This is a genomic window from Streptomyces sp. NPDC002776 (assembly GCF_053592195.1).
Genome location: NZ_JBSFVG010000001.1, coordinates 164125 through 187839, shown reverse-complemented (window position 1 = coordinate 187839; position 23715 = coordinate 164125). Strand labels below are relative to the sequence as shown.

26 protein-coding genes and 1 pseudogene are annotated in these 23715 nt (G+C 71.6%); 16 read left to right on the top strand and 11 right to left on the bottom strand.

Translation table 11 applies throughout. The features are described from left to right. The first annotated feature begins 5 nt into the window (after positions 1–5). Both dapE and ACWD11_RS00880 read left to right on the top strand, forming a co-directional pair. Entirely contained in the window at positions 6–1085 is a 1080-nt protein-coding gene (dapE, locus tag ACWD11_RS00885; RefSeq protein ID WP_389415088.1) for a succinyl-diaminopimelate desuccinylase, read from the top strand. 101 nt (positions 1086–1186) lie between these two features. Next, positions 1187–1945: an LOG family protein gene (locus ACWD11_RS00880; protein ID WP_389415087.1), complete on the top strand. Its 759-nt coding sequence runs from the start codon at positions 1187–1189 to the stop codon at positions 1943–1945. Between the two features lie 30 nt (positions 1946–1975). On the opposite strand, the gene folP is transcribed toward ACWD11_RS00880, so the two are convergent. Beyond that, the gene (gene folP / locus ACWD11_RS00875; protein ID WP_451280493.1) at positions 1976–2836 is read right to left on the bottom strand and encodes a dihydropteroate synthase; all 861 of its coding nucleotides are present in this window, start codon (positions 2834–2836) and stop codon (positions 1976–1978) included. Positions 2837–2969: 133 nt separating this feature from the next. Here folP and ACWD11_RS00870 point away from each other — a divergent pair, with 133 nt between their 5' ends. Next, positions 2970–3314 (top strand): DivIVA domain-containing protein, encoded by a 345-nt coding sequence (locus ACWD11_RS00870; protein WP_389415620.1) that lies wholly within the window; start codon positions 2970–2972, stop codon positions 3312–3314. Next, the gene (locus ACWD11_RS00865) at positions 3311–3940 is read left to right on the top strand and encodes a DNA-3-methyladenine glycosylase I (protein WP_451280491.1); all 630 of its coding nucleotides are present in this window, start codon (positions 3311–3313) and stop codon (positions 3938–3940) included. Before ACWD11_RS00870 ends, ACWD11_RS00865 begins: the two co-directional genes overlap by 4 nt. Before the next feature lie 14 nt (positions 3941–3954). Here ACWD11_RS00865 and chcB read toward each other — a convergent pair whose 3' ends face one another. Then, positions 3955–4746, bottom strand: coding sequence for a 2-cyclohexenylcarbonyl CoA isomerase (chcB, locus tag ACWD11_RS00860; RefSeq protein ID WP_389415084.1), 792 nt, complete (start codon positions 4744–4746; stop codon positions 3955–3957). Positions 4747–5090: 344 nt separating this feature from the next. On the opposite strand from chcB, the gene ACWD11_RS00855 reads away from it, so the two are divergent. Beyond that, on the top strand, positions 5091–5258 hold the full coding sequence (locus ACWD11_RS00855) for a DUF3117 domain-containing protein (RefSeq protein WP_003966491.1): 168 nt from the start codon (positions 5091–5093) through the stop codon (positions 5256–5258). Positions 5259–5344: 86 nt separating this feature from the next. Here the strand turns inward: ACWD11_RS00855 and ACWD11_RS00850 are convergent, their stop codons facing one another. Then, positions 5345–6043: an O-methyltransferase gene (locus tag ACWD11_RS00850; protein WP_383312304.1), complete on the bottom strand. Its 699-nt coding sequence runs from the start codon at positions 6041–6043 to the stop codon at positions 5345–5347. 162 nt (positions 6044–6205) lie between these two features. On the opposite strand from ACWD11_RS00850, the gene sigE reads away from it, so the two are divergent. The 5 genes from sigE to ACWD11_RS00825 all read left to right on the top strand — a co-directional run bounded on the left by sigE (position 6206) and on the right by ACWD11_RS00825 (position 11368). Then, positions 6206–6979, top strand: a complete 774-nt coding sequence (gene sigE / locus ACWD11_RS00845) for an RNA polymerase sigma factor SigE (protein ID WP_389415083.1) — start codon at positions 6206–6208, stop codon at positions 6977–6979. Then, complete coding sequence (locus ACWD11_RS00840; RefSeq protein ID WP_451280488.1) at positions 6976–7950, top strand: anti-sigma factor family protein; 975 nt, start codon at positions 6976–6978, stop codon at positions 7948–7950. The genes sigE and ACWD11_RS00840 overlap by 4 nt, the downstream gene beginning before the upstream one ends. Positions 7951–8090: 140 nt before the next feature. Further along, positions 8091–9905 (top strand): trypsin-like peptidase domain-containing protein, encoded by a 1815-nt coding sequence (locus tag ACWD11_RS00835; RefSeq protein WP_451280486.1) that lies wholly within the window; start codon positions 8091–8093, stop codon positions 9903–9905. Between the two features lie 153 nt (positions 9906–10058). Beyond that, positions 10059–10490 carry a sec-independent translocase gene (locus tag ACWD11_RS00830; protein ID WP_389415080.1) on the top strand — a complete coding sequence of 144 codons (432 nt, stop codon included), beginning with the start codon at positions 10059–10061 and terminating at the stop codon, positions 10488–10490. A 221-nt stretch (positions 10491–10711) separates the two neighbouring features. Next, a complete protein-coding gene (locus ACWD11_RS00825; protein WP_389415079.1) occupies positions 10712–11368 on the top strand; it encodes a hypothetical protein in 657 nt (218 codons plus the stop codon). Between the two features lie 44 nt (positions 11369–11412). Here the strand turns inward: ACWD11_RS00825 and ACWD11_RS00820 are convergent, their stop codons facing one another. From ACWD11_RS00820 to ACWD11_RS00810, 3 genes are read right to left on the bottom strand one after another with little or no spacing between them, the layout of a single operon-like run. Next, the gene (locus tag ACWD11_RS00820) at positions 11413–12546 is read right to left on the bottom strand and encodes an Mrp/NBP35 family ATP-binding protein (RefSeq protein ID WP_389415078.1); all 1134 of its coding nucleotides are present in this window, start codon (positions 12544–12546) and stop codon (positions 11413–11415) included. A gap of 43 nt (positions 12547–12589) precedes the next feature. Then, positions 12590–13177, bottom strand: coding sequence for a DUF1003 domain-containing protein (locus tag ACWD11_RS00815; protein WP_389415077.1), 588 nt, complete (start codon positions 13175–13177; stop codon positions 12590–12592). Further along, positions 13167–14465, bottom strand: a complete 1299-nt coding sequence (locus ACWD11_RS00810; protein ID WP_389415076.1) for a magnesium transporter MgtE N-terminal domain-containing protein — start codon at positions 14463–14465, stop codon at positions 13167–13169. The genes ACWD11_RS00815 and ACWD11_RS00810 overlap by 11 nt, the downstream gene beginning before the upstream one ends. 177 nt (positions 14466–14642) lie before the next feature. On the opposite strand from ACWD11_RS00810, the gene ACWD11_RS00805 reads away from it, so the two are divergent. Then, entirely contained in the window at positions 14643–15374 is a 732-nt protein-coding gene (locus tag ACWD11_RS00805; RefSeq protein ID WP_389415075.1) for a LolA-like protein, read from the top strand. A 5-nt stretch (positions 15375–15379) separates the two neighbouring features. Here the strand turns inward: ACWD11_RS00805 and ACWD11_RS00800 are convergent, their stop codons facing one another. Next, entirely contained in the window at positions 15380–15892 is a 513-nt protein-coding gene (locus ACWD11_RS00800) for a hypothetical protein (protein ID WP_451280483.1), read from the bottom strand. Positions 15893–15925: 33 nt separating this feature from the next. Then, the gene (locus ACWD11_RS00795; protein WP_389415073.1) at positions 15926–17053 is read right to left on the bottom strand and encodes a magnesium and cobalt transport protein CorA; all 1128 of its coding nucleotides are present in this window, start codon (positions 17051–17053) and stop codon (positions 15926–15928) included. Positions 17054–17518: 465 nt separating this feature from the next. Between ACWD11_RS00795 and ACWD11_RS00790 the strand changes: the two genes are divergently transcribed. The 4 genes from ACWD11_RS00790 to ACWD11_RS00775 all read left to right on the top strand — a co-directional run bounded on the left by ACWD11_RS00790 (position 17519) and on the right by ACWD11_RS00775 (position 20688). Continuing rightward, positions 17519–18103 carry a suppressor of fused domain protein gene (locus tag ACWD11_RS00790; protein WP_451280481.1) on the top strand — a complete coding sequence of 195 codons (585 nt, stop codon included), beginning with the start codon at positions 17519–17521 and terminating at the stop codon, positions 18101–18103. Positions 18104–18325: 222 nt separating this feature from the next. Beyond that, entirely contained in the window at positions 18326–18967 is a 642-nt protein-coding gene (locus ACWD11_RS00785; protein WP_389415071.1) for a DUF6758 family protein, read from the top strand. A 206-nt stretch (positions 18968–19173) separates the two neighbouring features. Continuing rightward, positions 19174–20031 (top strand): PHP domain-containing protein, encoded by an 858-nt coding sequence (locus ACWD11_RS00780; protein WP_389415070.1) that lies wholly within the window; start codon positions 19174–19176, stop codon positions 20029–20031. 51 nt (positions 20032–20082) lie between these two features. After that, a complete protein-coding gene (locus ACWD11_RS00775; RefSeq protein WP_389415069.1) occupies positions 20083–20688 on the top strand; it encodes a MarC family protein in 606 nt (201 codons plus the stop codon). Positions 20689–20769: 81 nt separating this feature from the next. Here the strand turns inward: ACWD11_RS00775 and ACWD11_RS00770 are convergent, their stop codons facing one another. Further along, positions 20770–20922, bottom strand: coding sequence for a hypothetical protein (locus ACWD11_RS00770; protein ID WP_202485837.1), 153 nt, complete (start codon positions 20920–20922; stop codon positions 20770–20772). A gap of 194 nt (positions 20923–21116) precedes the next feature. On the opposite strand from ACWD11_RS00770, the gene ACWD11_RS00765 reads away from it, so the two are divergent. Further along, a complete protein-coding gene (locus ACWD11_RS00765) occupies positions 21117–22007 on the top strand; it encodes an NYN domain-containing protein (RefSeq protein ID WP_389415068.1) in 891 nt (296 codons plus the stop codon). A gap of 50 nt (positions 22008–22057) precedes the next feature. Here the strand turns inward: ACWD11_RS00765 and ACWD11_RS00760 are convergent, their stop codons facing one another. After that, the gene (locus tag ACWD11_RS00760) at positions 22058–22915 is read right to left on the bottom strand and encodes an alpha/beta fold hydrolase (RefSeq protein WP_451280478.1); all 858 of its coding nucleotides are present in this window, start codon (positions 22913–22915) and stop codon (positions 22058–22060) included. Between the two features lie 401 nt (positions 22916–23316). Beyond that, positions 23317–23715 (bottom strand): annotated as a pseudogene (locus ACWD11_RS00755) (DEAD/DEAH box helicase); the annotation flags it as partial.

Here is a 23715-nt window from a genome sequence, read left to right as displayed (position 1 = left end):
AGGGCATGCCCGAGACCCCGCTTGACCTCACGCTGGACGCCGCGCGGCTGACCGCGCAGCTCGTCGACTTCCCCTCCGAGAGCGGCACCGAGCAGCCCCTCGCGGACGCGATCGAGACCGCGCTGCGGGCCCTGCCCCACCTGACGGTCGACCGGTACGGGAACAACGTCGTGGCCCGCACGGACCTCGGCCGTCCGGAGCGCGTGATCCTCGCCGGGCACATCGACACCGTGCCGATCGCGGACAACGTCCCCTCCCGGCTGGACGACGACGGCGTCCTCTGGGGCTGCGGCACCTGCGACATGAAGTCCGGGGTGGCGGTCCAGCTGCGCATCGCGGCGACGGTCCCCGCCCCCAACCGCGACCTGACCTTCGTCTTCTACGACAACGAAGAGGTCGCCGCACACCTCAACGGCCTGCGCCATGTGGCCGAGGCACACCCCGAGTGGCTGGCCGGCGACTTCGCGGTGCTGCTGGAGCCGTCCGACGGCCAGGTGGAGGGCGGCTGCCAGGGCACCCTGCGGGTGCTGCTGCGGACGAAGGGCGAGCGGGCGCACTCGGCGCGCGGCTGGATGGGCGCCAACGCGATCCACGCCGCCGCCCCGATCCTGGCCCGCCTCGCCTCCTACGAGCCCCGCCGGCCGGTGATCGACGGCCTGGAGTACCGGGAGGGCCTGAACGCGGTCGGCATCTCGGGCGGGGTGGCCGGCAACGTCATCCCCGACGAGTGCGTGGTGACGGTCAACTTCCGCTACGCCCCCGACCGTACCGAGGAGGAGGCGCTGGCCCACGTCCACGAGGTGTTCGCGGACTGCGGGGTCGAGGAGTTCGTGGTGGACGACCACAGCCCCGGGGCGCTGCCGGGCCTGTCCCATCCGGCGGCGGCCGCCTTCATCACGGCGGTCGGCGGGACACCGCTGCCGAAGTACGGCTGGACGGACGTCTCCCGCTTCTCCGCGCTCGGCATCCCGGCGGTCAACTACGGCCCCGGGAACCCGCACCTGGCGCACAAGCGCGACGAGCGGGTGGAGACGGCGAAGATCCTCGCGGGCGAGGAACGCCTGCGGACCTGGCTGACGGCGTGAGGACGCGGGGATCGGCGGGCGCCGGACATGCCGATGTCCCCCCTCCGTAACCCGCGTAGATCTACGCTGAGGTGGAACGACGGCAAGTGGAGGGAGCGCACATGGCTACCGGGAACCCCGCGGGGAAGAAGCAGCCGCCGGAGGAACAGCGCCTGGGACCCGTCCTCCGGAGGCGCGGTCAGGTGCAGTCGAGCACGACGGACCAGAGACTGCTGGACGAGCGCGCACCCTCGGACTGGGTCCACACCGACCCCTGGCGCGTCCTGCGCATCCAGTCGGAGTTCATCGAGGGCTTCGGAACCCTCGCCGAACTGCCGCCCGCGATCAGCGTCTTCGGCTCCGCCCGGACCCCACAGGGCTCGCCCGACTACGAGGCGGGGGTACGCCTCGGGCGCGCCCTGGTCGAGGCCGGCTGGGCGGTCATCACCGGCGGCGGACCCGGCGCCATGGAGGCGGCCAACAAGGGCGCCTGCGAGGCGGACGGCGTCTCAGTCGGCCTCGGCATCGAACTGCCCTTCGAGCAGGGGCTGAACCCTTACGTCGACATCGGTCTGAACTTCCGCTACTTCTTCGTACGGAAGATGATGTTCGTCAAGTACGCGCAGGGCTTCGTCGTGCTTCCCGGCGGCCTCGGCACGCTGGACGAGCTGTTCGAGGCGCTGACCCTCGTCCAGACGCAGAAGGTCACCCAGTTCCCGATCGTCCTCTTCGGTACGGAGTACTGGGGCGGTCTGGTGGACTGGCTGCGCAACACCCTGGTGGCCCAGGGCAAGGCGTCGGAGAAGGACCTGCTGCTCTTCCACGTCACGGACGACGTGGACGAGGCGGTGGCCCTGGTGTCGAAGGAGGCGGGCCGCTAGCGCGGCACGCCGGGCGGGGGTGAGGAGGCCTTACGCCAGCCCCCGCCGGGCCACCGCCGGTGCGCGGTGGCCCGCGATCGACGCCACCATGTCCACCACCTGGCGCGTCTCCGCGACCTCGTGCACCCGGTACACCTGCGCCCCCAGCCACGCCGACACCGCCGTCGTCGCCAGGGTCCCCACGACCCGCTCCTTCACCGGCCTGTCCAGCGTCTCCCCGACGAAGTCCTTGTTGGACAGGGACACCAGCACCGGCCACCCGGTGGCCACCATCTCCGCCAGCCGCCGTGTCGCCTCCAGGCTGTGCCGGGTGTTCTTCCCGAAGTCGTGCCCGGGATCGATCATCACCGACTCCCGGGGCACCCCCAGCGCCACCGCCCGCTCGGCCAGCCCCACGGTCACCCGGAGGATGTCGGCCATGACGTCGTCGTACGTCACCCGGTGCGGCCGCGTACGGGGCTCGGCGCCTCCGGCGTGCGTGCACACCAGCCCCACCCGGTACCGGGCGGCCACCTCCGCCAGCCGGGGATCCACCCCGCCCCAGGCGTCGTTCAGCACATCCGCCCCGGCCTCGCACACCGCTTCGCCGACCTCGGCCCGCCAGGTGTCCACCGAGATCACCACATCGGGGAACCGCCGCCGCACCTCCGCCACGAAACCCACGGTCCGCCGCGTCTCTTCCGCCGCAGACACCTCGTCGCCCGGCCCGGCCTTCACCCCACCGATGTCGATGATGGCCGCGCCCTCCGCCACGGCCTGCTCCACGCGCGCGAGGGCCGGCTCGTCGCGGAACGTCGCCCCCTGGTCGTAGAAGGAGTCGGGGGTCCGGTTCACGATCGCCATGATCACCGGCTCATGCGTGTCGAACTCACGCCTGCCCAGCCTGAGCATCCCCTGTGAACCTCTCCGTACGTCCTGATCAACAGCCGTCTGCGACCCTAACTGTCAGAGTCGCATGGCACGATCGGACCCTGACACACTCGACCGCACACTTGCACCGACCGTGGGGGCCTCAGCGATGGTTATGTTCTTGTTCCTGGTCGTCGCGCTCGCCGTTGTGGTCGCCGCCGTGACCCTCGCGGTGGTGGGCGGCGGCGAGGGCGGCGGCCCGCTGCCGGAGGCCGCCCCGGAGCGCCTCCAGGACCCGCTCCCGCTCGACCGTCCGGTCCATCGCGCCGACGTCGACAGCCTCCGCTTCCCCCTCGCCGCCCGCGGCTACCGCATGGCGGACGTCGACGACGCCCTCAGCCGGCTCGGCGCCGAACTCGCCGAGCGCGACGCCCGGATCGCCGATCTGGAGTCCGCCCTGGCCGGTGCCCGGTCCGGCGCCCGCCTCTCCATGGAGAAGCCGGCCGAGGAGGACCGGTGACGGCGGCCCTCGCCGGTCCCGACGGCGCGCTGCGCTGCCCCTGGGCCGTGTCCACCCCGGACTACGTGTCCTACCACGACGAGGAGTGGGGCCGCCCGGTCCACGGCGACGACGCCCTCTTCGAGCGCCTCTGCCTGGAGGCCTTCCAGTCCGGCCTGTCCTGGCTCACGATCCTGCGCCGCCGCTCCGGCTTCCGCGCCGCCTTCGCCGACTTCAGGATCGAGAAGGTCGCGGCCTTCACGGAGGAGGACCGCGACCGGCTGCTGGCCGACGCGGGCATCATCCGCAACAGAGCCAAGATCGACGCCACCCTGGCCAACGCCCGCGCCCTGGCCGACTGGGCCCCGGGCGACCTGGACGCCCTGATCTGGTCCCACGCCCCGGACCCGGGCCCGGCCCCGGAAACCCTGGCGGACGTCCCGGCGGTGACTCCGGAATCGACGGCCCTGTCGAAGGCCCTGAAGAAGCGGGGACTGAGATTCGTGGGGCCCACGACGGCGTACGCCCTGATGCAGGCGTGCGGCTTGGTCAACGACCACCTGAAAACCTGCGTGGCGAGGGACGTACGTCAGGGGCGCGGGGAACTGCGCGCCCAGCCCGAGCGGCCCCGCACCCCCGAACGGTGAATCCGCCCCGCCCCCTACCGGCCCAAGTACTTCGGCTGCTCCTTGTTCACAAAGGCCTGCACGGCGATCGCATGGTCCTCCGACGCCCCCGCCCGAGCCTGCAACTCGTCCTCCTTCTCCAGCGTCTCCGCCAGAGAGTGAGAGAACCCGAAGGCCACGGCCTCCTTGATCGCCGCGTACGCGACCGTCGGCCCCGAGGCCAACGCCCGAGCCACCTTCTCCGCCTCCTCGCGGAGCGACCCGGCAGGGACCACCCGGTTCGCGATCCCCAGCTCGTACGCCTCCTGAGCCTTGACGCTCCGAGGGAAGAGCAGCAGGTCAGCAGCCCGGCCCGGGCCCACCACCCGAGGCAGTGTCCAGGAGATCCCGGAATCCGCGGTCAAGGCCACCCCGGCGAACGACGTGTTGAAGGCGGCCGAGTCGGCCACGACCCGATAGTCCGCGGCGAGGGCGAAGCCGAACCCCGCTCCCGCCGCGACGCCGTTCACCCCCGCCACCACGGGCTTGGCCATCGACGTCAGCGCCAGGGCGATCGGGTTGTAGTGCTCGCGCACCGTGCTCATCACCCGCCCGGACCCCTCGGCCAGCAGCCCGATGTGCTCCTTCAGGTCCTGCCCCACACAGAAGGCCCGGTCACCGGCGGCGGTGAGCAGTACAGCCCGCACGGCGGAGTCCGCACCCGCCTCGGTCACCGCCTCCCGCAGGGCGACCTTGGTCTCGATGTTCAGCGCGTTCATCGCCTCGGGGCGGTTCAGCGTGATCGTCGCGAGTCCGTCGCTCACCTCGTAGAGCACGGTGTCGGCCATGACGTATCCCCTCCGGTGTTCGCGGCTCCTGTCTGAGGACAGCATGGCGGAGATCGCCGGGAGCGCAGGTGTGACCTGCGTCAAAGAATTCGGACCCGTTTTCGTTCGGCGGATGGGCTCGGGGCGGCGCAGTATCGCAGTCACATCGCCGAATTGAGTGGTTTTGCTCGCGCGCGTTGCCCAAGCGATGCCGACCGATGTTGGTCATCGGGTCCTGCGATGCGGGATAATGGCTGGGAAGCAATGTGTTCGATGCCGGTGTCGCGAGTCCCGCCAGGACCGCGCATGCCCTCATGGGGTCGTCGGCTTTGACGATTGAGCTGGTTTCAGGAAGGGGAACGAGCATGGCGGCCATGAAGCCGCGGACGGGCGATGGCCCGCTCGAGGTGACCAAGGAGGGGCGGGGCATCGTCATGCGCGTTCCGCTCGAAGGCGGCGGTCGGCTCGTCGTCGAGCTGACCCCGGACGAGGCCGACGCACTGGGCGACGCCCTCAAGAAGGTCGTCGGCTGACGCGCAAGCGACCATACCCTTTCAGCTGCCCCGGCATCTCATGAGGTGCCGGGGCAGTTCTCTGCCCGGCCGTACCCCGTGCTGCCTCAGCGTTTGACCGCGCACAGCAGGCCGTCGCCCACCGGCAGCAGCGACGGCACCAGGTCCTGGCTCTCGCGCACCGCGCGCAGCAGCTCGCGCAGCCGCAGCACCTCCGTCGGCTGCGGGCCCGAGTCGACCGTACGGCCGTTCGCGAAGACGCCCTCGAAGACCACCAGGCCACCCGGACGCAGCAGGCGCAACGATTCAGCGAGGTAGTCGAGGAACTCGAGCCGGTCACCGTCGCAGAAGACCAGGTCGTAGCCGGCGTCCGCGAGCCGGGGCAGCACCTCCAGCGCACGGCCGGGGATGAACCGCGCCCGGTTGCTGGCGAAGCCGGAGGCCCGGAAGGCCTGCCGGGCGAACTGCTGGTGCTCCGGCTCGGTGTCCACGGTGGTCAGCACGCCGTCGGGGCGCATGCCGTGCAGCAGATGGATGCCGGAGACGCCGGTCCCGGTGCCGATCTCCGCGACCGCTTTCGCGTCCACGGTGGCGGCGAGCAACCGCAGCGCCGCGCCCGTGCCGGGCGACACCGTGCGCAGGCCGGCCTCGCGGGCCCGGTCGCGGGCCCAGCGAAGCGCGTCGTCCTCGGCGACATAGGCGTCGGCGAACGCCCAGCTCGTCTGCCGGTTGCCGGTAATGACCCTCTCCTGTCCCCGTGGTTGCCTGGGCGTGACTGTATCCGTTGCGGCCGGGAACCCGCAGATGGGACCAGGCGTTTAGAAGGGTGGGAGACGACAGGGGGGACACGGTTGGATCACGACGGCGGGGCGGGGATCGAGCACATGCTGACGCAGTCGCATGAGCCGTGCCAGCCCAGATCAAATTCTCGTAAAACCGCTTATCCGGAGCTAACGGGCGAGGTGGCTATGGTAGGGGCTCCACTGGACACCACCAGAGCCGACAGGGGAGGTGCGGCCGCACCTGTGGATCGCGCAGGAGTGCTCCGGCGCCTCCTCGGATCGGCGGGCAGGCCGAAATCCGTGAACGACAACGCTGCTGACCCCAGCCACGCCGACGACTACGCCCAGACCGCGACCTTCTCCACCGACGCGGACGGGCAGGCGTGGACTCCGCCCACGTGGGAGGAGATCGTCAGCACGCACAGCGGCCGCGTCTACCGCCTCGCGTACCGGCTCACCGGCAACCAGCACGACGCCGAGGACCTCACCCAGGAGGTCTTCGTCCGCGTCTTCCGCTCGCTGTCGACCTACACCCCGGGCACCTTCGAGGGCTGGCTGCACCGCATCACCACCAACCTCTTCCTGGACATGGTCCGCCGAAAGCAGCGCATCCGCTTCGACGCCCTCGGCGAGGACGCGGCCGAGCGCCTGCCCAGCCGCGAGCCGTCCCCGCAGCAGGTCTTCAACGACGCGCACTTCGACGCCGACGTCCAGCAGGCCCTCGACACCCTCGCGCCCGAGTTCCGGGCCGCTGTCGTCCTGTGCGACATCGAGGGGCTCTCCTACGAGGAGATCGCCGCGACCCTGGGCGTCAAGCTCGGCACCGTCCGCTCCCGTATCCACCGGGGGCGCTCGCAGCTCCGCAAGGCCCTCGCGCACCGCTCCCCGGAGGCCCGGGCGGGACGCCGGTCCTTCGTGCCGCGGGTGCCCGCCCTCGGGGGAGGGGGCGCGACCGCGTGAGTGGAACCCGGCCCGGTCCCGGCGAGCGACGCCTCGCCGAGCAGCACCTTGGAGACCGACTCTCCGCCCTGGTGGACGGGGAACTCGGTCATGACTCGCGCGAGCGGGTCCTCGCCCACCTGGCCACCTGCGCCAAGTGCAAGGCGGAGGCCGACGCCCAGCGCCGGCTGAAGAACGTCTTCGCGGAGGCGGCCCCGCCGCCCCCCTCCGAGAGCTTCCTGGCCCGGCTCCAGGGCCTGCCGGGAGGCGACCCGGGCAGCGGTGGCTCACCGCTGGGCGGGGGAGCCTTCGGCGGTTTCGCCGAGCCGCCCGCCACCGGCGCCTTCGGCGTCCGGCGCGGCGAGCGCTTCGAGTTCGGCTATGTCCCCGCCCGGCCGCACGGCTCCGCGCTCACCGGCCCTTCGGCGGGCGGCTTCCGGCTGCACCCCGTGGGGCGTCCCGACGCCGACCGGCCGTCCTCGCGCGGGCTGCGGTTCGCCTTCGTCGCCGCCGGAGCGGTGTCGCTGGCCGCCATCGCGCTCGGCGGGGTCACCACCGGCGTCCCGGCCGAGACGGACACCCGCGGTTCGGGCTCCGGCAGCAATGTGACCCCGGCACGCAGCCAGGGCACCGGAGCGGCGACGACACCCGACAACCAGCGCCGCCGTGGCGTCGGGCCGCTGCTGGTCCAGGGGCAGGGCCCGCGGACGTTCGGCGACACCCCGGCCGCCCCGACCGCGGTGTCCGCGCCGCTGCTGCCCGGCGTCTCCGCCGGTCAGCTCCAGGGCGCCGGGGACTCCCTGACCAGCCCGGTCGCGGGCGCGGCCGTCATGTCCCCGCTCATACGTCCGCTCGGCACTGCCACGCCGCTCACCCTGACCACCTGGCACCCCGCCCCGGAGGTCGCCTCTCCCGGACTGCTCGCCGCGCTCGTCCCCGACCCGACCTCCTCCCCGTCCGTCTCGGTCACCTCCGCCTCCTCCGACCGCTGACCGGCCTCTGCGCGGCGGCCCGCGAACCTGGTTGAATCCGGGGTGGGCCGCGCTCACGGCAGGCAGCCGGGTGCGGAGGCGAAGTTCGAGGAGCCGCGGCGAGTGCCGACGAGCGTGCCGCGGCCGGCGGTGGGGAGAGCATGAACGAGGGGAAGCCCACGAAGGCGAAATGGTGGAGCCGTCCTCGGTTCCAGGGGCCTTCGGACCAGACGGACGGCGCGGCCGAGCCGTCGCCGTCCGGACCGGCCCCGGTGCCGAACGCGGACGGTGACTACGAACTGAGCCGACCCACCACGGAACCGGTCCCATCGGCCGGGGCCGCGGCCCCGGCCGCCTCCGGCGCCCTGGACCCCGTCACGGGTGCCGATACGCCCGTAACGCGTGCGGGCACCGCCGTGGCGCCGGGCGGCGACACGGCCGTAACGCCTGCGGACACCGCCACGGCGCTGGACACCGCCACGGCGCTGGACACCGCCACGGCGCCGGACACCGCCACGGCGCCGGACACCGCCACGGCGCCGGACACCGCCACGGCGCTGGACACCGCCCCGTTGGCTGCCCCCGACGCGCGTCCCCGCCCCCTGCACGACCCCGACCCCTACAGCACCCCGCCCTACGGCGAGCCGGGCCCCTGGGCGCCCGCTCCTCCCGTGCAGCACCCGGCGACGACTCCGGCGCACGGCACGGCCGTACCGGCGCACGCGGCCCCCCTTCCGGCCCCGGCGCAGGCCACCGCCGCTCCCGCTCCCGCCCCCTGGCAGAACTACGACCCCTGGGCGGCGGCCCCCTTCCCCGGCCCCCTCCAGCACAGCGGCGCCGCCGTCCCCGCCAAGGACCAGCGCCGCAAGAAGGGCAGGCGGCGGCTGCTCACCGGCGCCCTGCTGCTCGCCCTCGGCTCCGGGGGCGTCGGCGGGGCCGTAGGGGCCCATCTGGAGCGGAACGGCGGTATGAGCGACGTGGAGCTGCCGCAGGCCGCCGCCGAGCCCAGCGGGCGGGCTCCGGACAGCGTGGCCGGGATCGCGGCGCGGGCGCTGCCGAGCGTGGTGACCCTGCATGTGTCCGGTGCCGAGGAGCAGGGCACCGGCACCGGGTTCGTGCTCGACGACCGGGGTCACATCCTCACCAACAACCATGTCGTGGAGCCCGCCGGGACCGGCGGCGAGATCACCGTGACCTTCCACAGCGGCGACACCGCCGAGGCCACCGTGGTCGGGCGGGACAGCGGATACGACCTGGCCGTGGTGAAGGTGACCGGTGTCAGCGGGCTGACCCCGATGTCCCTCGGCAACTCCGACAACGTCCAGGTCGGTGACCCGGTCGTGGCCATCGGCGCCCCCTTCGACCTGGCGGGCACCGTCACCTCCGGCATCATCAGCGCCAAGGAGCGGCCCATCACGGCCGGCGGCGAGGGCGGTGACGCCAGCGACGTGTCCTACGTCGACGCGCTGCAGACCGACGCGCCCATCAACCCCGGCAACTCCGGCGGGCCCCTGCTCGACGCCAGGGCCCGGGTCGTCGGCATCAACTCCGCCATCCGCTCCGCCGGCAGCGGTGCCGAGCCGGACGGCGGCCAGGCCGGTTCGATAGGGCTCGGCTTCGCCATCCCGATCAACCAGGGCAAGCGGGTGGCCGAGGAGCTGATCAACACCGGACGGGCCACCCACCCGGTCATCGGCGTCACCCTCGACATGGACTACTCCGGCGACGGCGCCCGCGTCGGCACCAAGGGCAGTGACGGCGGCCCCGCGGTCACCGCCGGCGGCCCCGGCGACCGGGCCGGCATCGAACCCGGCGACATCATCACCGAGGTCGACGGCCGACGCGTGCACTCCGGCGAGGAACTGATCGTCAAGACCCGCGCGCACCGCCCGGGCGACCGCCTCGAACTCACCCTGGAGCGCGATGGCGAGGAGCGGACCATCTCGCTGGTGCTCGGTTCCTCCGGCGGCGACTGACAGGAACCTCACAGGCGGGGGCGCCTGCCGTCCCCCACAAGGCAAACAACCGGAAAACCCTCCGTCCGCGCACACACGGAGCCGACGGGACAGTACCGGTCGTACGGGAACGGCAGGTACCGTGGACCCGGCCCGGATCGCAAGGAGCTTCAGGTGTTCAATGACATAGGACCGCTCGAGCTGGTGACGCTCATCGTCCTTGCCGTGCTCGTCTTCGGTCCGGACAAGCTCCCCAAGGTCATCCAGGACGTCATGCGGACGGTCCGTAAGATCCGCGAGTTCTCGGAGAGCGCCAAGCAGGACATCCGGCAGGAGCTCGGCCCGGAGTTCAAGGACTTCGAGTTCGAGGACCTCAACCCCAAGACGTTCATCCGCAAGCAGATGGACAATGACGAGCTGGGGCTCAAGGAGATCCGCAACGGCTTCGACCTGAAGAAGGAGATGGCCGAGGTCACGGACGCGGTCCACAGCCGCGACGCGGACGCTTCCGCGCCGGCCGCCTCGCCCTCCTCCGCGTCCGGCGAGCGCGTCGACATGACGAAGAAGCCCGAGGAACGCGCGCCCTACGACGCGGACGCCACCTGAGCCGTCGGCGCGTGTACGTGATGCGATTCATACCTTCGGCAGGCGTCCGCACGGCCTGAACACGCCGTCCGGGCGCCCCGCGCGCCGGGCGCTTTCCCGGCTGTTCACACCAGGGTGGCTATGCTGCCGAGTTGTTGTGCGGGCCGTACGCCAAAAAGCGAGGCCGCCCGAAGGGGGGCGGGCCGCCCCGGTCCGCCGAGAACGAGGAGGCGTCCGGGTACATGGAGACGACGAGTCGGGCAGTCGCGCAGGCGTCGGCCGCGGAGGGCGGACAACAGGTCCCCTCCGCCCGGCGCACGGTCGACGGCTACCTGGAGGCGCCCTTCCCGTGGTACGGCCTCGACGAGGCGTTCACGGGACCGCGCTGGCTGATGCAGGTGGGTACGGCGGCCGACGGGACGGTCGAGCACGGGTCGATCGGACACGGCGACGAGCCCTCGGTGCGCAATGAGGCCACGGAGGACCGGGAGAAGTTCGCGGTGGTCGTCACGGTGGCCGCGAATCCGTCCCGCAGGAGCGCCGACGGCACCGGGCTGCTGGAGGCCACCACGGTCTCCTCGGCGGCCTGGCTGGCCGGTGTGGGGCTGCTGTCGTTCACCTGGCCCGGCCAGATGGACCACTCGCTGCGGGACAGCTGGCTGGAGCAGCAGACGGAGACCGCGTGGGCCCTCGCCGACGACCTGGAAGGCGAGGAGTGGTCGACCCTCTCCCTGCCGGTCGACGGGGTCCCCACGCCCTTCCACTACCGCGAGTCCGAGTTCGGCTGGGTCCTCGCGGGGTCCACGCAGCAGGGCGTGCACGTGGGCGCGTACGGCAGAGGGATGAGTGCGTACGGGCTCGGCTTCGCCATGATCAAGGACATCGGCGAATACGCATGACGAAGGGGGCGCCGACATCCACGGCGCCCCCCAGGTGCGGCTCTCTAGAACTTGTTCCTGGGCGTGATCCCCAGGGACAGTCCCGAAAGGCCCCGCTGCCGCCCTCCCAGCTTTCCGGCGATGGCGCGCAGCGCGCTGCCCGCCGGGCTGTCCGGGTCCGTCAGGACCACCGGCTTGCCCTCGTCGCCGCCCTCGCGCAGGCGGACGTCGATCGGGATGGAGCCGAGCACGGGGACGGTGGCACCCGTCGTACGGGTCAGGCCCTCGGCGACCGTCTGGCCGCCGCCGGTGCCGAAGACGTCGACCATCTCGTCGCAGTGCGGGCAGGGCAGCCCCGACATGTTCTCGACCACGCCGACGATCTTCTGGTGGGTCTGGACGGCGATGGAGCCGGCCCGCTCGGCGACCTCGGCGGCGGCCTGCTGCGGGGTCGTCACCACCAGGATCTCGGCGTTCGGGACCAGCTGGGCGACCGAGATCGCGATGTCACCGGTGCCGGGCGGCAGGTCCAGCAGCAGGACGTCCAGGTCGCCCCAGTACACGTCCGCCAGGAACTGCTGGAGCGCCCGGTGCAGCATCGGGCCGCGCCACACCACGGGCGCGTTGCCCGGCGTGAACATGCCGATGGAGATCACCTTCACGCCGTGCGCGGACGGCGGCATGATCATGTTCTCGACCTGGGTCGGACGGCCGTCGGCGCCCAGCATGCGCGGCACGCTGTGACCGTAGATGTCGGCGTCCACGACACCGACCTTCAGTCCGTCCGCCGCCATCGCCGCCGCCAGGTTCACCGTCACCGACGACTTGCCGACGCCGCCCTTGCCGGAGGCGACCGCGTACACCCGGGTCAGCGAGCCCGGCTTGGCGAAGGGGACCTCGCGCTCGGTCTGGCCGCCGCGCAGCGCGGTCGCCAGTTCCTTGCGCTGCTCGTCGCTCATGACGTCCAGCGTCACGTCGACGTGGGTGACGCCCTCCACCCCGGACACCGCCTCCGTGACGCGCTGCGTGATCGTCTCCCGCATCGGGCAGCCGGAGACCGTCAGGTACACGGTGACCGCGACCGTTCCGTCCGCACCGATCTCCACCGACTTGACCATCCCGAGTTCGGTGATGGGGCGGTTGATCTCGGGGTCGTTCACCGTCGACAGTGCTTCACGCACCGCGTCTTCCGTAGCCATAAGGTCGATGGTACGGCGCCCCGCGGGGGCCCCGGGATGCCCGTCACCGGTCGTCTACGTCACGTCCGTGCGGCCGTTCTGCCGGGAATACGACCGGACCTGCGGCGCGATGGCCGTCCAGCTCCCTGAGCACGTCCTGCAGCTCGGAGCGGATCCAGTCCCGGGTGGCGACCTCGCCGAGTCCGATCCGCAGTGCGGCGATCTCCCGGGTCAGGTACTCGGTGTCCGCGATCGACCGCTCGTTCTGTTTGCGGTCCTGCTCGAGATTGACCCGGTCACGGTCGTCCTGCCGGTTCTGCGCGAGCAGGATCAGCGGGGCCGCGTAGGAGGCCTGGAGCGAGAGCATCAGGGTCAGGAAGATGAACGGGTACTCGTCGAACTTCAGGTCCTTGGGCGCGAAGATGTTCCACAGTACCCACGCGATGATGACGACCGTCATCCAGACGAGGAACCGCCCGGTGCCGATGAAGCGGGCGATGCGCTCGGAGAACCGCCCGAAGGCATCCGGGTCGTACTCGGGCAGGAACCGGCGGCGCGGCGCCCGGGGCTGGTCCAGCCGGGCGCGCGGCCGGGTGGACGCGGTCGCCCCGGACAGCGTGCGCTCCCGGCCGCCGTCGCGCTCAGGAGCCATGCGCCGCCGCCTCCTCGTCGTCCTCGTCCTCGTCGAGGTGGAACTCGGTCTCCCGCCAGTCCTCGGGCAGCATGTGGTCCAGCACGTCGTCCACGGTGATCGCGCCCAGCAGGGAGCCCGACTCGTCGACGACCGGCGCCGCGACCATGTCGTACGTGGCGAAGAAACCGGCGACGACGGGCAGCGCGGCGTCCGGGTCCAGCGGCTGCAGATCGTCGTCGAGCAGCGAGCTGACGAGCGTGTACGGCGGATCGCGCAGCAGGCGCTGGAAGTGGACCGTGCCGAGGTACTTGCCGGTCGGGGTCTCGTCGGGCGGGCGGCAGACGTAGACCTGGGCGGCCAGCGCGGGGGAGAGGTCGGCGTTGCGGACCCGGGCCAGCGCGTCGGCGACGGTGGCGTCGGGCCGCAGCACGATCGGCTCGGTCGTCATCAGACCGCCGGCCGTGTGCTCCTCGTACGCCATCAGCCGCCGCATGTCGGCCGCGTCGGCGGGCTCCATCAGGCTCAGCAGCCGCTCCTTGTCCGCCTCCGGGAGCTCGGAGAGCAGGTCGGCCGCGTCGTCGGGGTCCATGGCCTCCAGGACGTCGGCGGCCCGTTCCTCCTTCAGCTTGCCGAGGATCTCGATCTGGTCGTCCTCCGGCAGCTCTTCGAGTACGTCGGCCAGCCGGTCGTCGTCGAGGGCGGCGGCGACCTCGGCGCGGCGCTTGGGGGAGAGGTGGTGCAGCACGTTGGCGAGGTCGGCGGGGCGCAGCTGCTCGAAGGTGGCGAGCAGGCTCTCGGCGCCCTGGCCCTTCTCCTCCGCCGAGAACCCGGTGACGGCGGACCACTCGACGGTCAGCGACTCGCCCCTGGCCCGCCGCAGCGGCCCGCTCTTGCCGCCCTTGCGCACGAACACCCGGTCGATCTCCCAGTCCCGCCGGGCCGGCAGCTGCTGCACCGACAGATCCAGCACCGTGACCTCCTCGCCGGTCTCGACGAGGGTGACCCGGCGGTCCAGCAGCTCACCGAAGACCAGCCGCTCGGTCGGCCGCTGCTCGAAGCGGCGGACGTTGAGCACCCCGGTGGTGATGACCTGGCCGGACTCGATGCTGGTCACCCGGGTCATGGGCAGGAAGATGCGGCGCCGGGTGGACAGTTCGACGACGAGGCCGAGCAGTCGGGGCGGTCGCCGGCCGACGCGCAGCATGACCACCAGGTCGCGGACCCGGCCGACCTGGTCGCCGTTCGGGTCGAAGACGGCGATGCCGGAGAGGTGCGACACGAAGACCCGGGGAGTGCCCGCCGCCATTTCCGCACCTCCTCGGCCGATTCCACCGGCTATGCCCGCTCGGATGGGCTTCAGGCTAGCCCGTCCCGTTCGGATACGCCCTGGTGAGCGGTCCGGCCGGACTGGCTCCGTCCGGCTTCCGGGACCCCGGTACGCTGCCGTACGCCGATCAGGATCCGTCAGAAAGGCAGCCCACCTGTGACTGCGATTCCCCAGGGCCGCATCCGCCGGGCCGCGCTGCTGAGTGCGCTGAGTGCCCTGGCCGTGACGGGTCTGGCGGGGTGCGGCAGTGAGGATCCCGACGCGGGGACGAACGGTGTCGGCAAGCTGCCCGCCGACCAGATCCAGCGCAAGACCCTCGCCGCCGCCGAGTCCGCCGACGCGGTACGGCTGGCCGGGAGCGTGGTCACCAGCGGGCGCACGTACACCCTCGACATGCGGCTGAAGTCCGACGGGGGCGTGGGCTCGGTCACCGCCGAGGGGGCGACCTTCCGGCTGCTCAGGATCGACGACCAGCTGTTCCTGAAGGCCGACGCCGACTTCTGGAGCGACGGCGACGCGGACGCGGCGGCGAGCGCCAAGCTCAGCGGCAAGTACGTCAAGGTGCCGCAGGGCGATCCCTCGTACAAGAAGTTCAGCGGCTTCACCGATCCGGACGTGCTGCTGGAGGGCCTGCTCACGCTGCACGGCAAGGTCGAGACCGACGGCCGTCACGAGCAGTCCGGCACCCGCACGGTCCGCATCACCGGCGACGGCGGCTCCGGCGGCACCCTGGACGTCTCGCTGGAGGGCACGCCGTATCCGCTGCGGCTGGTGCGCGGCGGCGGCGCGGGCACGCTGACCTTCTCCTCCTGGGGCGAGAACTTCACCCTGGAGGAGCCGGACAAGACCGAGACGGTGGACTACGGCCGGCAGCTGCCGACGTCGTAGGGGCGCTAGGTGCGCTTGCGGCGCCTCATGAGCAGCTTCGGCAGCCCCGCGGGGATCGGTTCCCGCGTGGTCGCCGGCGAGGGCAGCGGGGCCGAGGACAGGTCGCCGTCCGGCAGCGGCGCGGTCGAGCCCGTGGGCTCCAGCCGCAGCACGCGGCACTCCCGCTTCCAGCGCTCCGGCATCGCCTCGCCGTCCGGGGCGTTCAGCCGCTTGCCCTTGAGCTCGGCGACCGTCGCCTCCCACCGCTCGGACCCCGAGGCCAGCTCCACGACCTTCGCCGTCCAGGAGACCAGCCGGCCGCCCTTGTCCTTGCTGCGGACCGTGACCTCGGCCCCGCCCCCGTCGGCGAGCCCCGGCAGCGGCTGCTCGCCGGGCCCGTCGCCGACCACACACGCCGCGCCCTCGTGCCACACGTGCCACAGCGTCCGGGCCGGGACACCGGGCCCCTTGACCCAGATCAGCCCGGACTTCTTCGTGGCCTCCTCGACGAGGGCCTGATCGAGCAGCTCACTTGTCATGAGCCCAGCCTAGTCAGCCCCGCCGGACGCTCCCTAGAGCCAGCCGTTGCGCTTGAGCGTGCGGTGGATGCCGAGACAGATCATCACCGTGACACCGAGGACCAGCGGGTAGCCGAACTTCCAGTGGGTCTCGGGCATGTAGTCGAAGTTCATGCCGTACACCCCGCAGACCATCGTCGGTACGGCGATGATCGCGGCCCACGAGGTGATCTTCCGCATGTCCTCGTTCTGCGCCACGGACGCCTGCGCGAGGTTGGCCTGGAGGATGGAGTTGAGCAGCTCGTCGAAGCCGACGACCTGCTCCTGGACCCGGGCGAGGTGGTCGGCGACGTCCCGGAAGTACTTCTGGATGTCCGGGTCGATCAGCCGCATCGGCCGCTCGCTCAGCAGCTGCATCGGCCGCAGCAGCGGCGATACCGCCCGCTTGAACTCCAGGATCTCGCGCTTGAGTTGGTAGATCCGGCCGGCGTCCGTGCCGCGCGGGGTGCCCTTGCGGCCCGGCGAGAAGACGTCCGTCTCCACGTCGTCGATGTCGTCCTGGAGCGCGTCGGCCACGGCGATGTACCCGTCGACGACATGGTCGGCGATGGCGTGCAGCACCGCGGACGGGCCCTTGGCGAGCAGCTCCGGGTCGTCCTGGAGCCGGTGCCGCAGCGCCCGCAGCGAGCCCTGCCCGCCGTGCCGGACGGTGATGAAGAAGTCCCGGCCGGTGAAGCACATGACCTCGCCGGTCTCCACCACCTCGCTGGTGGCGGTGAGTTCGGCGTGCTCGACGTAGTGGACCGTCTTGAAGACGGTGAACAGGGAGTCGTCGTAGCGCTCCAGCTTGGGCCGCTGATGGGCCTGGACGGCGTCCTCCACGGCCAGCGGGTGCAGTCCGAACTCCGAGGCGATACCGGCGAATTCGGCCTCGGTCGGCTCGTGCAGCCCGATCCACACGAACCCGCCGTCGCGCCGCACCTGGCGCATCGCCTCGTGCGGGCTCAGCTGCCGTCCGCACTCGACGCGCGCGCCGTCACGGTAGACGGCGCAGTCGACGACGGCGGAGGGCGTGCCGGGGTCACGGGTGGTGTCGTACGCGCCGCCGTCCATGCGCATGGCCTTGCTCAGTGAGGGACGGGACGGACGGACCGCGGCACGCAGGTCACGGATCATCGACATGGCAGGCTCCTTCGCGAGCAGGCAGCGAAAGGCCGCTTCGACGGATGGAACTGCCCGGAATGGGGACGTCCTGACTGCGGATGTTTGGCACGTCCACAAAGCGGGGAGCACCGCACCGTCGCGGTGGCGTACTTCGCTGCTGATTCAGCTACTGCTGCTGACTGACAGATCAGGCAAAACGAAACGAAGGCTCTTCCGCGGTGAAAGGCAGGCGAGAGGTGGCAGTCGGCTAGAAGCAGAGCAGCTACGTCAGCGGCGGGAAGAGCGGGTGCTACTGCACGGTCGACTTCGATCCATTGCAGCCCCACCTCCTCCGGCCGGTCCCTCGTAAGGGAGTGTCGTCGGCGTCCGGGGCTTGACCGCGACGCTTCTGCGTGCTGCCCCGAACCACCGGGCCAGAGTAGCAGCCGGCCGAAGTGTCAAGGCGCTGCTTTGCCCGGTACTGACGAGTTCTATGCTCGCCGCATGGCTGATGTTCTTCCTCTGGTCGAGGCTCGCTTGCGCTCCGCGCTGGGCGAACCGGACGCCCGCGCCGCGGTCACCTTCCTCGGGACGGACCGCATCGAGGTGCTGCGTTTCCACGAGGATGACATCGTCCGCTACGCCACCCTCGGTATGTCCGCGCACCCCATGACGGACCCCACCGCGGTGGTCGCCGACCCCGTCAAGGGCCCCCGCGCGGAGCTGGTCCTCTCGGTCCGGGCGGGCCTCGCCGACACCGACAAGGTCCTCCGCCCGCTCGCCGTACTGGCCGCGTCCCCGCAGGTCGAGGGCGTGGTCGTGGCGCCCGGCGCCTCCCTGGACGTCGGTGAACCGCTGTGGCCCGGCGCCCCGTTCAGCTCGGTCCTGGTCGCCGAGCCGGGCGGTCTGGTCGAGGACCTGGAACTGGATGAGCCCCTGGACCCCGTCCACTTCCTGCCCCTGCTCCCGATTACTCCGAACGAGGCCGCGTGGAAGCGCGTGCACGGCGCCGGGGCCCTCCAGGAGCGCTGGCTGGCGAACGGGACGGACCTCAGGGACCCGGCCCGCGCCTCGGTCCCGCTGGCGTGAGCAAGGTCACCAACCGGCCATCGGGGACGGCCAGTTGGCGAACACGCTGACACCGTCCCCGGCGCGGCGTGCCGGGCCTCCGGCTCCTCCGCCAGCGCCTTCCTGGTGAGCCGGCTGCCCCAATAGATGCTGACTGCATCTAAATCGGGTCGGTCGGCTGCTTCCGCCCGGACGGGTGATCGTCCTTGACGTGGCGCGGAAGGGGTAGGACCGTGGAGCCCTATGAGGGGCGAACCCAGTTGCCCGAAGTGTGGTGGCCGGGTCAGGGCTCCCGGACTCTTCGCCGATTCCTGGCAGTGCGATGTCCACGGCACCGTGCATCCGCTGCAGCCCGTGATCCCGCCCAGCGTCGAGGCTCTCAGCGTCGTCGTGCATCGCACCCAGGTGCCGGTGTGGATGCCGTGGCCCTTGCCGGTCGGATGGCTGTTCACGGGCGTGGCCTGCGCGGGGGACGACCGCAGCGGCGGACGCGCGACGGCGGTCGCCTGCTCCGGTCCCGGACCCCTGGGCGGCCTGGGGGAGCTGATCCTGGTCGCCGAGGAGCTGGGGGTCGGGCTCGGGGCGCGGTACGCGGGGATCGACGGGCCGGACCCGGGGCCGTACATGAACGTCGACAAGCCGGCCCAGGCCAAGGTGCTGGCCGCCGGGCGGCCGACTCCGCTGTGGCATGTCACCAAGACGCCGGACGACCGGGCCGTGTTCGCCGGTGAGGCCCGGGGGCTGTGGCTATGGGCCGTGGTCTGGCCCGAGCAGACGGGTCTGCTGATGTACGACGAGCTGGTGCTGACGGATCTGCGGGACGCGGGGGCCGAGCTGGACCTGGTGCCGTGCGGGGCGTTGTCGCCGCGCTTGCTGGAGCCCTAAGGGCGCCTCCCGGGGTGGGGGTGCGTGTTTGTTGGGCGGCTGCGGGGCGTCCTTGGCTGGTCGCGCAGTTCCCCGCGCCCCTTTCAGAGGCGTCGCACAGGGCGTTCGTAAGAAGTGAACCTGGGCTGCGGGTGTGACATGAGCGGCTGAATCAGCGGTTATCCTTGGCGTGTCCCCCGTCCTTCCCGGCCCGTTGGAGCACGCGCGTGCGTATCGATCTGCACACTCACTCCACCGCTTCCGACGGCACGGACACGCCTGCCGAGCTGGTGCGCAACGCCGCCGCTGCCGGGCTCGACGTCGTGGCGCTCACCGATCACGACACCACCCGTGGGCACGCCGAGGCCGTCGCGGCACTGCCCGAGGGGCTGACGCTGGTCACCGGTGCCGAACTGTCCTGCCGCCTCGACGGGATCAGCATGCACATGCTGGCCTACCTCTTCGATCCCGAGGAGCCGGCGCTGCTCGCCGAGCGTGAGCTGGTGCGGGACGACCGGGTGCCGCGTGCCCAGGGGATGGTCGCCAGGCTGAACGAGCTGGGTGTGCCGGTGACGTGGGAGCAGGTCCTGCGGATCGCCGGGGACGGCTCCGTCGGGCGCCCGCACGTCGCCTCCGCGCTCGTCGAGCTCGGGGTCGTGCCGACCGTGGGTGACGCCTTCACCCAGGACTGGCTGGCCGACGGCGGACGGGCCTTCGTGGCCAAGCACGAGACGGATCCCTTCGAGGCGATCCGGCTGATCAAGGGCGCGGGCGGAGTCGCCGTGTTCGCACACCCGGCGGCCGCCAAGCGAGGCCGTACGGTCCCCGAGTCGGCCATCGCGGAGCTCGCCGCGGCCGGACTCGACGGCATCGAGGTCGACCACATGGACCACGACCCGGACACCCGGGCGCGGCTACGCGGCCTCGCCAAGGAGCTCGGTCTGCTGATGACCGGCTCCAGCGACTACCACGGCAGCCGCAAGACCTGTGTGCTCGGCGAGTACACGACCGACCCCGAGGTCTACGGCGAGATCACGCGGCGCGCGACGGGGGCGTTCCCGGTTCCGGGGACCGGCGGAGCCTGAGACACCTCCCCCCGTCCATCACGTTCGCTTCTTCGCAAGGCCTCTTCACTGATGTTCGACGTCGCCGTCTTCGGCTCACTCTTTCTGACCCTTTTTGTCATCATGGATCCCCCTGGGATCACCCCGATCTTCCTCGCGCTGACCTCGGGCCGTCCGGCCAAGGTGCAGCGGCGGATGGCGTTCCAGGCCGTCTGCGTGGCCGGCGGCGTGATCACCGTCTTCGGGGTCCTCGGCCACCAGATCCTCGCCTATCTGCATGTGTCCGTGCCCGCGCTGATGATCGCGGGCGGGCTGCTGCTCCTGCTCATCGCCCTGGACCTGCTCACCGGCAAGACGGACGAGCCGAAGCAGACCAAGGACGTCAACGTCGCCCTCGTGCCGCTCGGCATGCCGCTGCTGGCGGGCCCCGGTGCGATCGTGTCCGTCATCCTGGCCGTGCAGAAGGCCGACAGCGTGACCATGCAGGTCTCGGTGTGGACGGCGATCCTCGCCATCCATGTCGTGCTGTGGCTGGTGATGCGGTACTCGCTGCTGATCATCCGGGTCATCAAGGACGGTGGCGTGGTGCTGGTGACCCGGCTCGCGGGCATGATGCTCTCCGCGATCGCCGTACAGCAGATCATCAACGGCGTCACACAGGTGATCCAGGGCTCCTGAACCCCTCGGCACAGCGCAGAGCCCCCGTACGGCATCGGTGCCGTGCGGGGGCTCTGAAGCGTCAGCGGTGATCCGCGTCTGTTACGAGGCCGTGGTGTCGGCCGGGCGGATCCACAGGCGCTGCCCGATGGCGGCTGCCTGCTGCACGATCCGGTTGACGGAGGCGGCGTCCACGACGGTGCTGTCCACGGTCGTGCCGTCGACCTCGTCGAGTCGCATGATCTCGAAGCGCATGGCTTCTCCCTTCGTCTGGTCATCCTCCTGAGGAGAATTGCTGTGTACGTAGATAGTCAACGGCTTGTTTGTTACAAACATTCCCTACGCTAAAGAAATTTTTCGAACGGCTAATTACTGACCAGTAAGCGGCATGGCCGGGACCGAGCGGGACCGGTTGTGTTCGCAGCGTGACCGCCGGGACAATGGAGGCGATGAACGACGACCTCACGGCGCTCGGCGCCCGTATCGACCGCACCAACGAGTTGCTTCAGCGCATGCTCGCCGAGGTGGCGAAGACACCCTCGACCCATGCGATCTTCGTCGACGCGGGCTATCTGTACGCCGCCGCGGGCCGGCTCGTCGCCGGGACCGAGGACCGGCGCGCTTTCGACCTGGACACCGAGGGGCTGATCGAGGCGCTCATCGACCGGGCCCGGACGATCTTCGCGGACAGCAGACTGCTCCGCGTCTACTGGTACGACGGCGCCCGGCGCCGCATCCATACCGCCGAGCAGCAGTCGATCGCCGAACTGCCGGACGTCAAGGTGCGGCTCGGCAACCTCAACTCCAGCAACCAGCAGAAGGGCGTCGACTCCCTGATCCGCACCGACCTGGAGTCCCTCGCCCGGCACCGCGCCATCAGCGACGCCGCCCTCCTCGGCGGCGACGAGGACCTGGTCTCCGCGGTGGAGGCGGCGCAGGGGTACGGCGCCCGGGTCCATCTGTGGGGCATCGAGGCGCCGGAGGGGCGCAACCAGGCCGAGCCGCTGCTCTGGGAGGTCGACAGCCAGCGCACCCTCGACCTCGACTTCTTCAAGCCGTACGTCTCCCGGCGCACGGCCGCCTCCGAGGGGACCGCGGCCCGGCCCACCCGCGAGGACGTCCGTTTCGTGGGCGCCCAGATCGCGGCGAAGTGGCTGGCGGCACGGGGCAGGGAGGCTCTGGTGGAACTGCTCCCCGGGCACCCCTATCTGCCGGGCTCCGTCGACCAGGACCTGCTGGTGGAGGCGGAGGGGATGCTCCAGTACTCCCTGCGCGGCCAGGCGGACCTGCGGCGGGCGCTGCGGGACGGGTTCTGGGGGCATCTCCAGGCGCAGTACTAGGCAGGCCCTCCCGACTGGATCATCCGGCGTCGCGGGGTCTGATACGCGGGCTAACCGTCGCCGTCCCAGAAGTCGGCGAGGGCCTGGGCGGTGGCGAAGGGCTGTTCGGCGTTGGGGGAGTGCTCGGCGCCGGGGACGACGGTGCGGCGGGCGTGCAGCCGTAGCGCCATGTCGTCGAGGAGCGGGACCGGCCAGGTGTCGTCCTTCTCGCCCGACAGCACATGGAACGGCAGCGGTACGGCGGCCAGTTCGGCGACCCTGTCCGGCTCGGTGCACAACTGGTGCCCGGTGGCGGCGAGTTGGGCGGGCTTGGTGCCGAGCCAGCGGCGGCGCAGATGCTCGGGCCCGCCGATCCCGCGGGCCGGTCCGCCGACCTCCTCGGGCGGCCCCATGGCCAGGATCGCCTCCCACACCTCCGGCATCGTCATCACGGCGAGCGCGTCGCGGAGCAGCTTGACGCGCTGCTGCTGGGACACGGAGATCTCGGCGGGGCCCGACGCGACGAGCGTCAACGACCGGAAGGGGGAGGGGTCGAGGAGCACGGCGGCCCGGGCGATCTGGCCGCCGAGGGAGTGCCCGAGCAGATGGACGGGGGCGCCGACGGCTTCCGCCTGCGCGAGGACGTCTTGCGCCAACTCCTCTTGCGCGTATGCGGATTCGTCGTCCGCAGGGCCGTCCGACTCGTACTGTCCCCGACCGTCCACGGCCACGCTCCGGTATCCGCGTGCGGCGAGCGGCGCGTGCAGGAGGGTGAAGTCCTCCTTGCTGCCGGTGAAGCCGGGGAGCAGGAGGGCGACACCCCGCGCTTCCACTCCGGGGGATACGGGGGAGTCGATTACGGCGAAGTCTCCGCGGGGGGTGTGCAGGGTGTAGGCGCGGGGGGTGGGGGGAGGAGCGGGGGTGGTCACGGGGGCGAGGGTAGCGGGGTGGGGGGGCGGGGACTGTCGTGGGTGGGGCGGGGCTCCGTCGGATGTGTGGCGGGCTCCGTCGGGTGTGGGGCGGGGCTCCTGCGCGGGGCGGACCGCGTTTGTCGCGGCCTGGGGCGGGGTCCTGCCGGGGTGGGCGTGCGTCCCTATGGGGGTGGGGCGGTGCTCCGTCGTGGGTGGGGCAGGGTTGCGTCGGGTTTGGGGTGGGCTCCTGCCCGGGGGGGCCTGCGCCCTTATGGGGGGCGGGGTTCCGTCGTGGGTGCGGCGAGGTTCTCACCGTGCTGGGGCAGGGGCCCTGCGCGGGCGGGTTGGGCCCACCGGCACTGGGGAAAGCGAACGGCCCGGTCCCACCTGGGGTGGGGCCGGGCCGTTCTGGTCGGAGATCAGCTCTCCGTGGGCTCTGCGGCGACCGTCGCCTTGCGCGTGCGGCGGGCCCTGGGCTTCGCCTCCGCGGTCTCCGTGGCCTGGGCCGGGATGACGGCCGTCTCGGCTGCCTTGCGGGTGCGGCGGACCTTGGGCTTGGCCTCGGTGGCCTCGGCGGTGTCGAGCGCCGCTTCCGCCGTCTTGCGGGTCCGGCGGCGCGGGGCCGTCGGCTCCTCGGCGGTGTCGACCGCCGTCTCCGCCGTCTTGCGGGTGCGGCGCGGCTTGGCTTCGGCGGCTGCCTCCGGCTCGGACGCCGTTTCGGCGGCCTTGCGGGTGCGGCGGACCTTGGGCTTGGCCTCGGTGGCCTCGGCGGTGTCGAGCGCCGCTTCCGCCGTCTTGCGGGTCCGGCGGCGCGGGGC

Coding starts and splice junctions, on each gene's coding strand:
- ACWD11_RS00800 (WP_451280483.1), bottom strand. CDS start 15,892: ATGACAAGTGAGCTGCTCGATCAGGCCCTCGTCGAGGAGGCCACGAAG.
- chcB (WP_389415084.1), bottom strand. CDS start 4,746: ATGGCCGACACCGTGCTCTACGAGGTGAGCGACGGACTCGCGACGATC.
- ACWD11_RS00785 (WP_389415071.1), top strand. CDS start 18,326: ATGAGGGGCGAACCCAGTTGCCCGAAGTGTGGTGGCCGGGTCAGGGCT.
- ACWD11_RS00820 (WP_389415078.1), bottom strand. CDS start 12,546: ATGGCTACGGAAGACGCGGTGCGTGAAGCACTGTCGACGGTGAACGAC.
- ACWD11_RS00775 (WP_389415069.1), top strand. CDS start 20,083: ATGTTCGACGTCGCCGTCTTCGGCTCACTCTTTCTGACCCTTTTTGTC.
- ACWD11_RS00855 (WP_003966491.1), top strand. CDS start 5,091: ATGGCGGCCATGAAGCCGCGGACGGGCGATGGCCCGCTCGAGGTGACC.
- dapE (WP_389415088.1), top strand. CDS start 6: ATGCCCGAGACCCCGCTTGACCTCACGCTGGACGCCGCGCGGCTGACC.
- ACWD11_RS00815 (WP_389415077.1), bottom strand. CDS start 13,177: ATGGCTCCTGAGCGCGACGGCGGCCGGGAGCGCACGCTGTCCGGGGCG.
- ACWD11_RS00870 (WP_389415620.1), top strand. CDS start 2,970: ATGTTCTTGTTCCTGGTCGTCGCGCTCGCCGTTGTGGTCGCCGCCGTG.
- folP (WP_451280493.1), bottom strand. CDS start 2,836: ATGCTCAGGCTGGGCAGGCGTGAGTTCGACACGCATGAGCCGGTGATC.
- ACWD11_RS00810 (WP_389415076.1), bottom strand. CDS start 14,465: ATGGCGGCGGGCACTCCCCGGGTCTTCGTGTCGCACCTCTCCGGCATC.
- ACWD11_RS00835 (WP_451280486.1), top strand. CDS start 8,091: ATGAACGAGGGGAAGCCCACGAAGGCGAAATGGTGGAGCCGTCCTCGG.
- ACWD11_RS00795 (WP_389415073.1), bottom strand. CDS start 17,053: ATGTCGATGATCCGTGACCTGCGTGCCGCGGTCCGTCCGTCCCGTCCC.
- ACWD11_RS00880 (WP_389415087.1), top strand. CDS start 1,187: ATGGCTACCGGGAACCCCGCGGGGAAGAAGCAGCCGCCGGAGGAACAG.
- ACWD11_RS00765 (WP_389415068.1), top strand. CDS start 21,117: ATGAACGACGACCTCACGGCGCTCGGCGCCCGTATCGACCGCACCAAC.
- ACWD11_RS00770 (WP_202485837.1), bottom strand. CDS start 20,922: ATGCGCTTCGAGATCATGCGACTCGACGAGGTCGACGGCACGACCGTG.
- sigE (WP_389415083.1), top strand. CDS start 6,206: ATGGTAGGGGCTCCACTGGACACCACCAGAGCCGACAGGGGAGGTGCG.
- ACWD11_RS00790 (WP_451280481.1), top strand. CDS start 17,519: ATGGCTGATGTTCTTCCTCTGGTCGAGGCTCGCTTGCGCTCCGCGCTG.
- ACWD11_RS00825 (WP_389415079.1), top strand. CDS start 10,712: ATGGAGACGACGAGTCGGGCAGTCGCGCAGGCGTCGGCCGCGGAGGGC.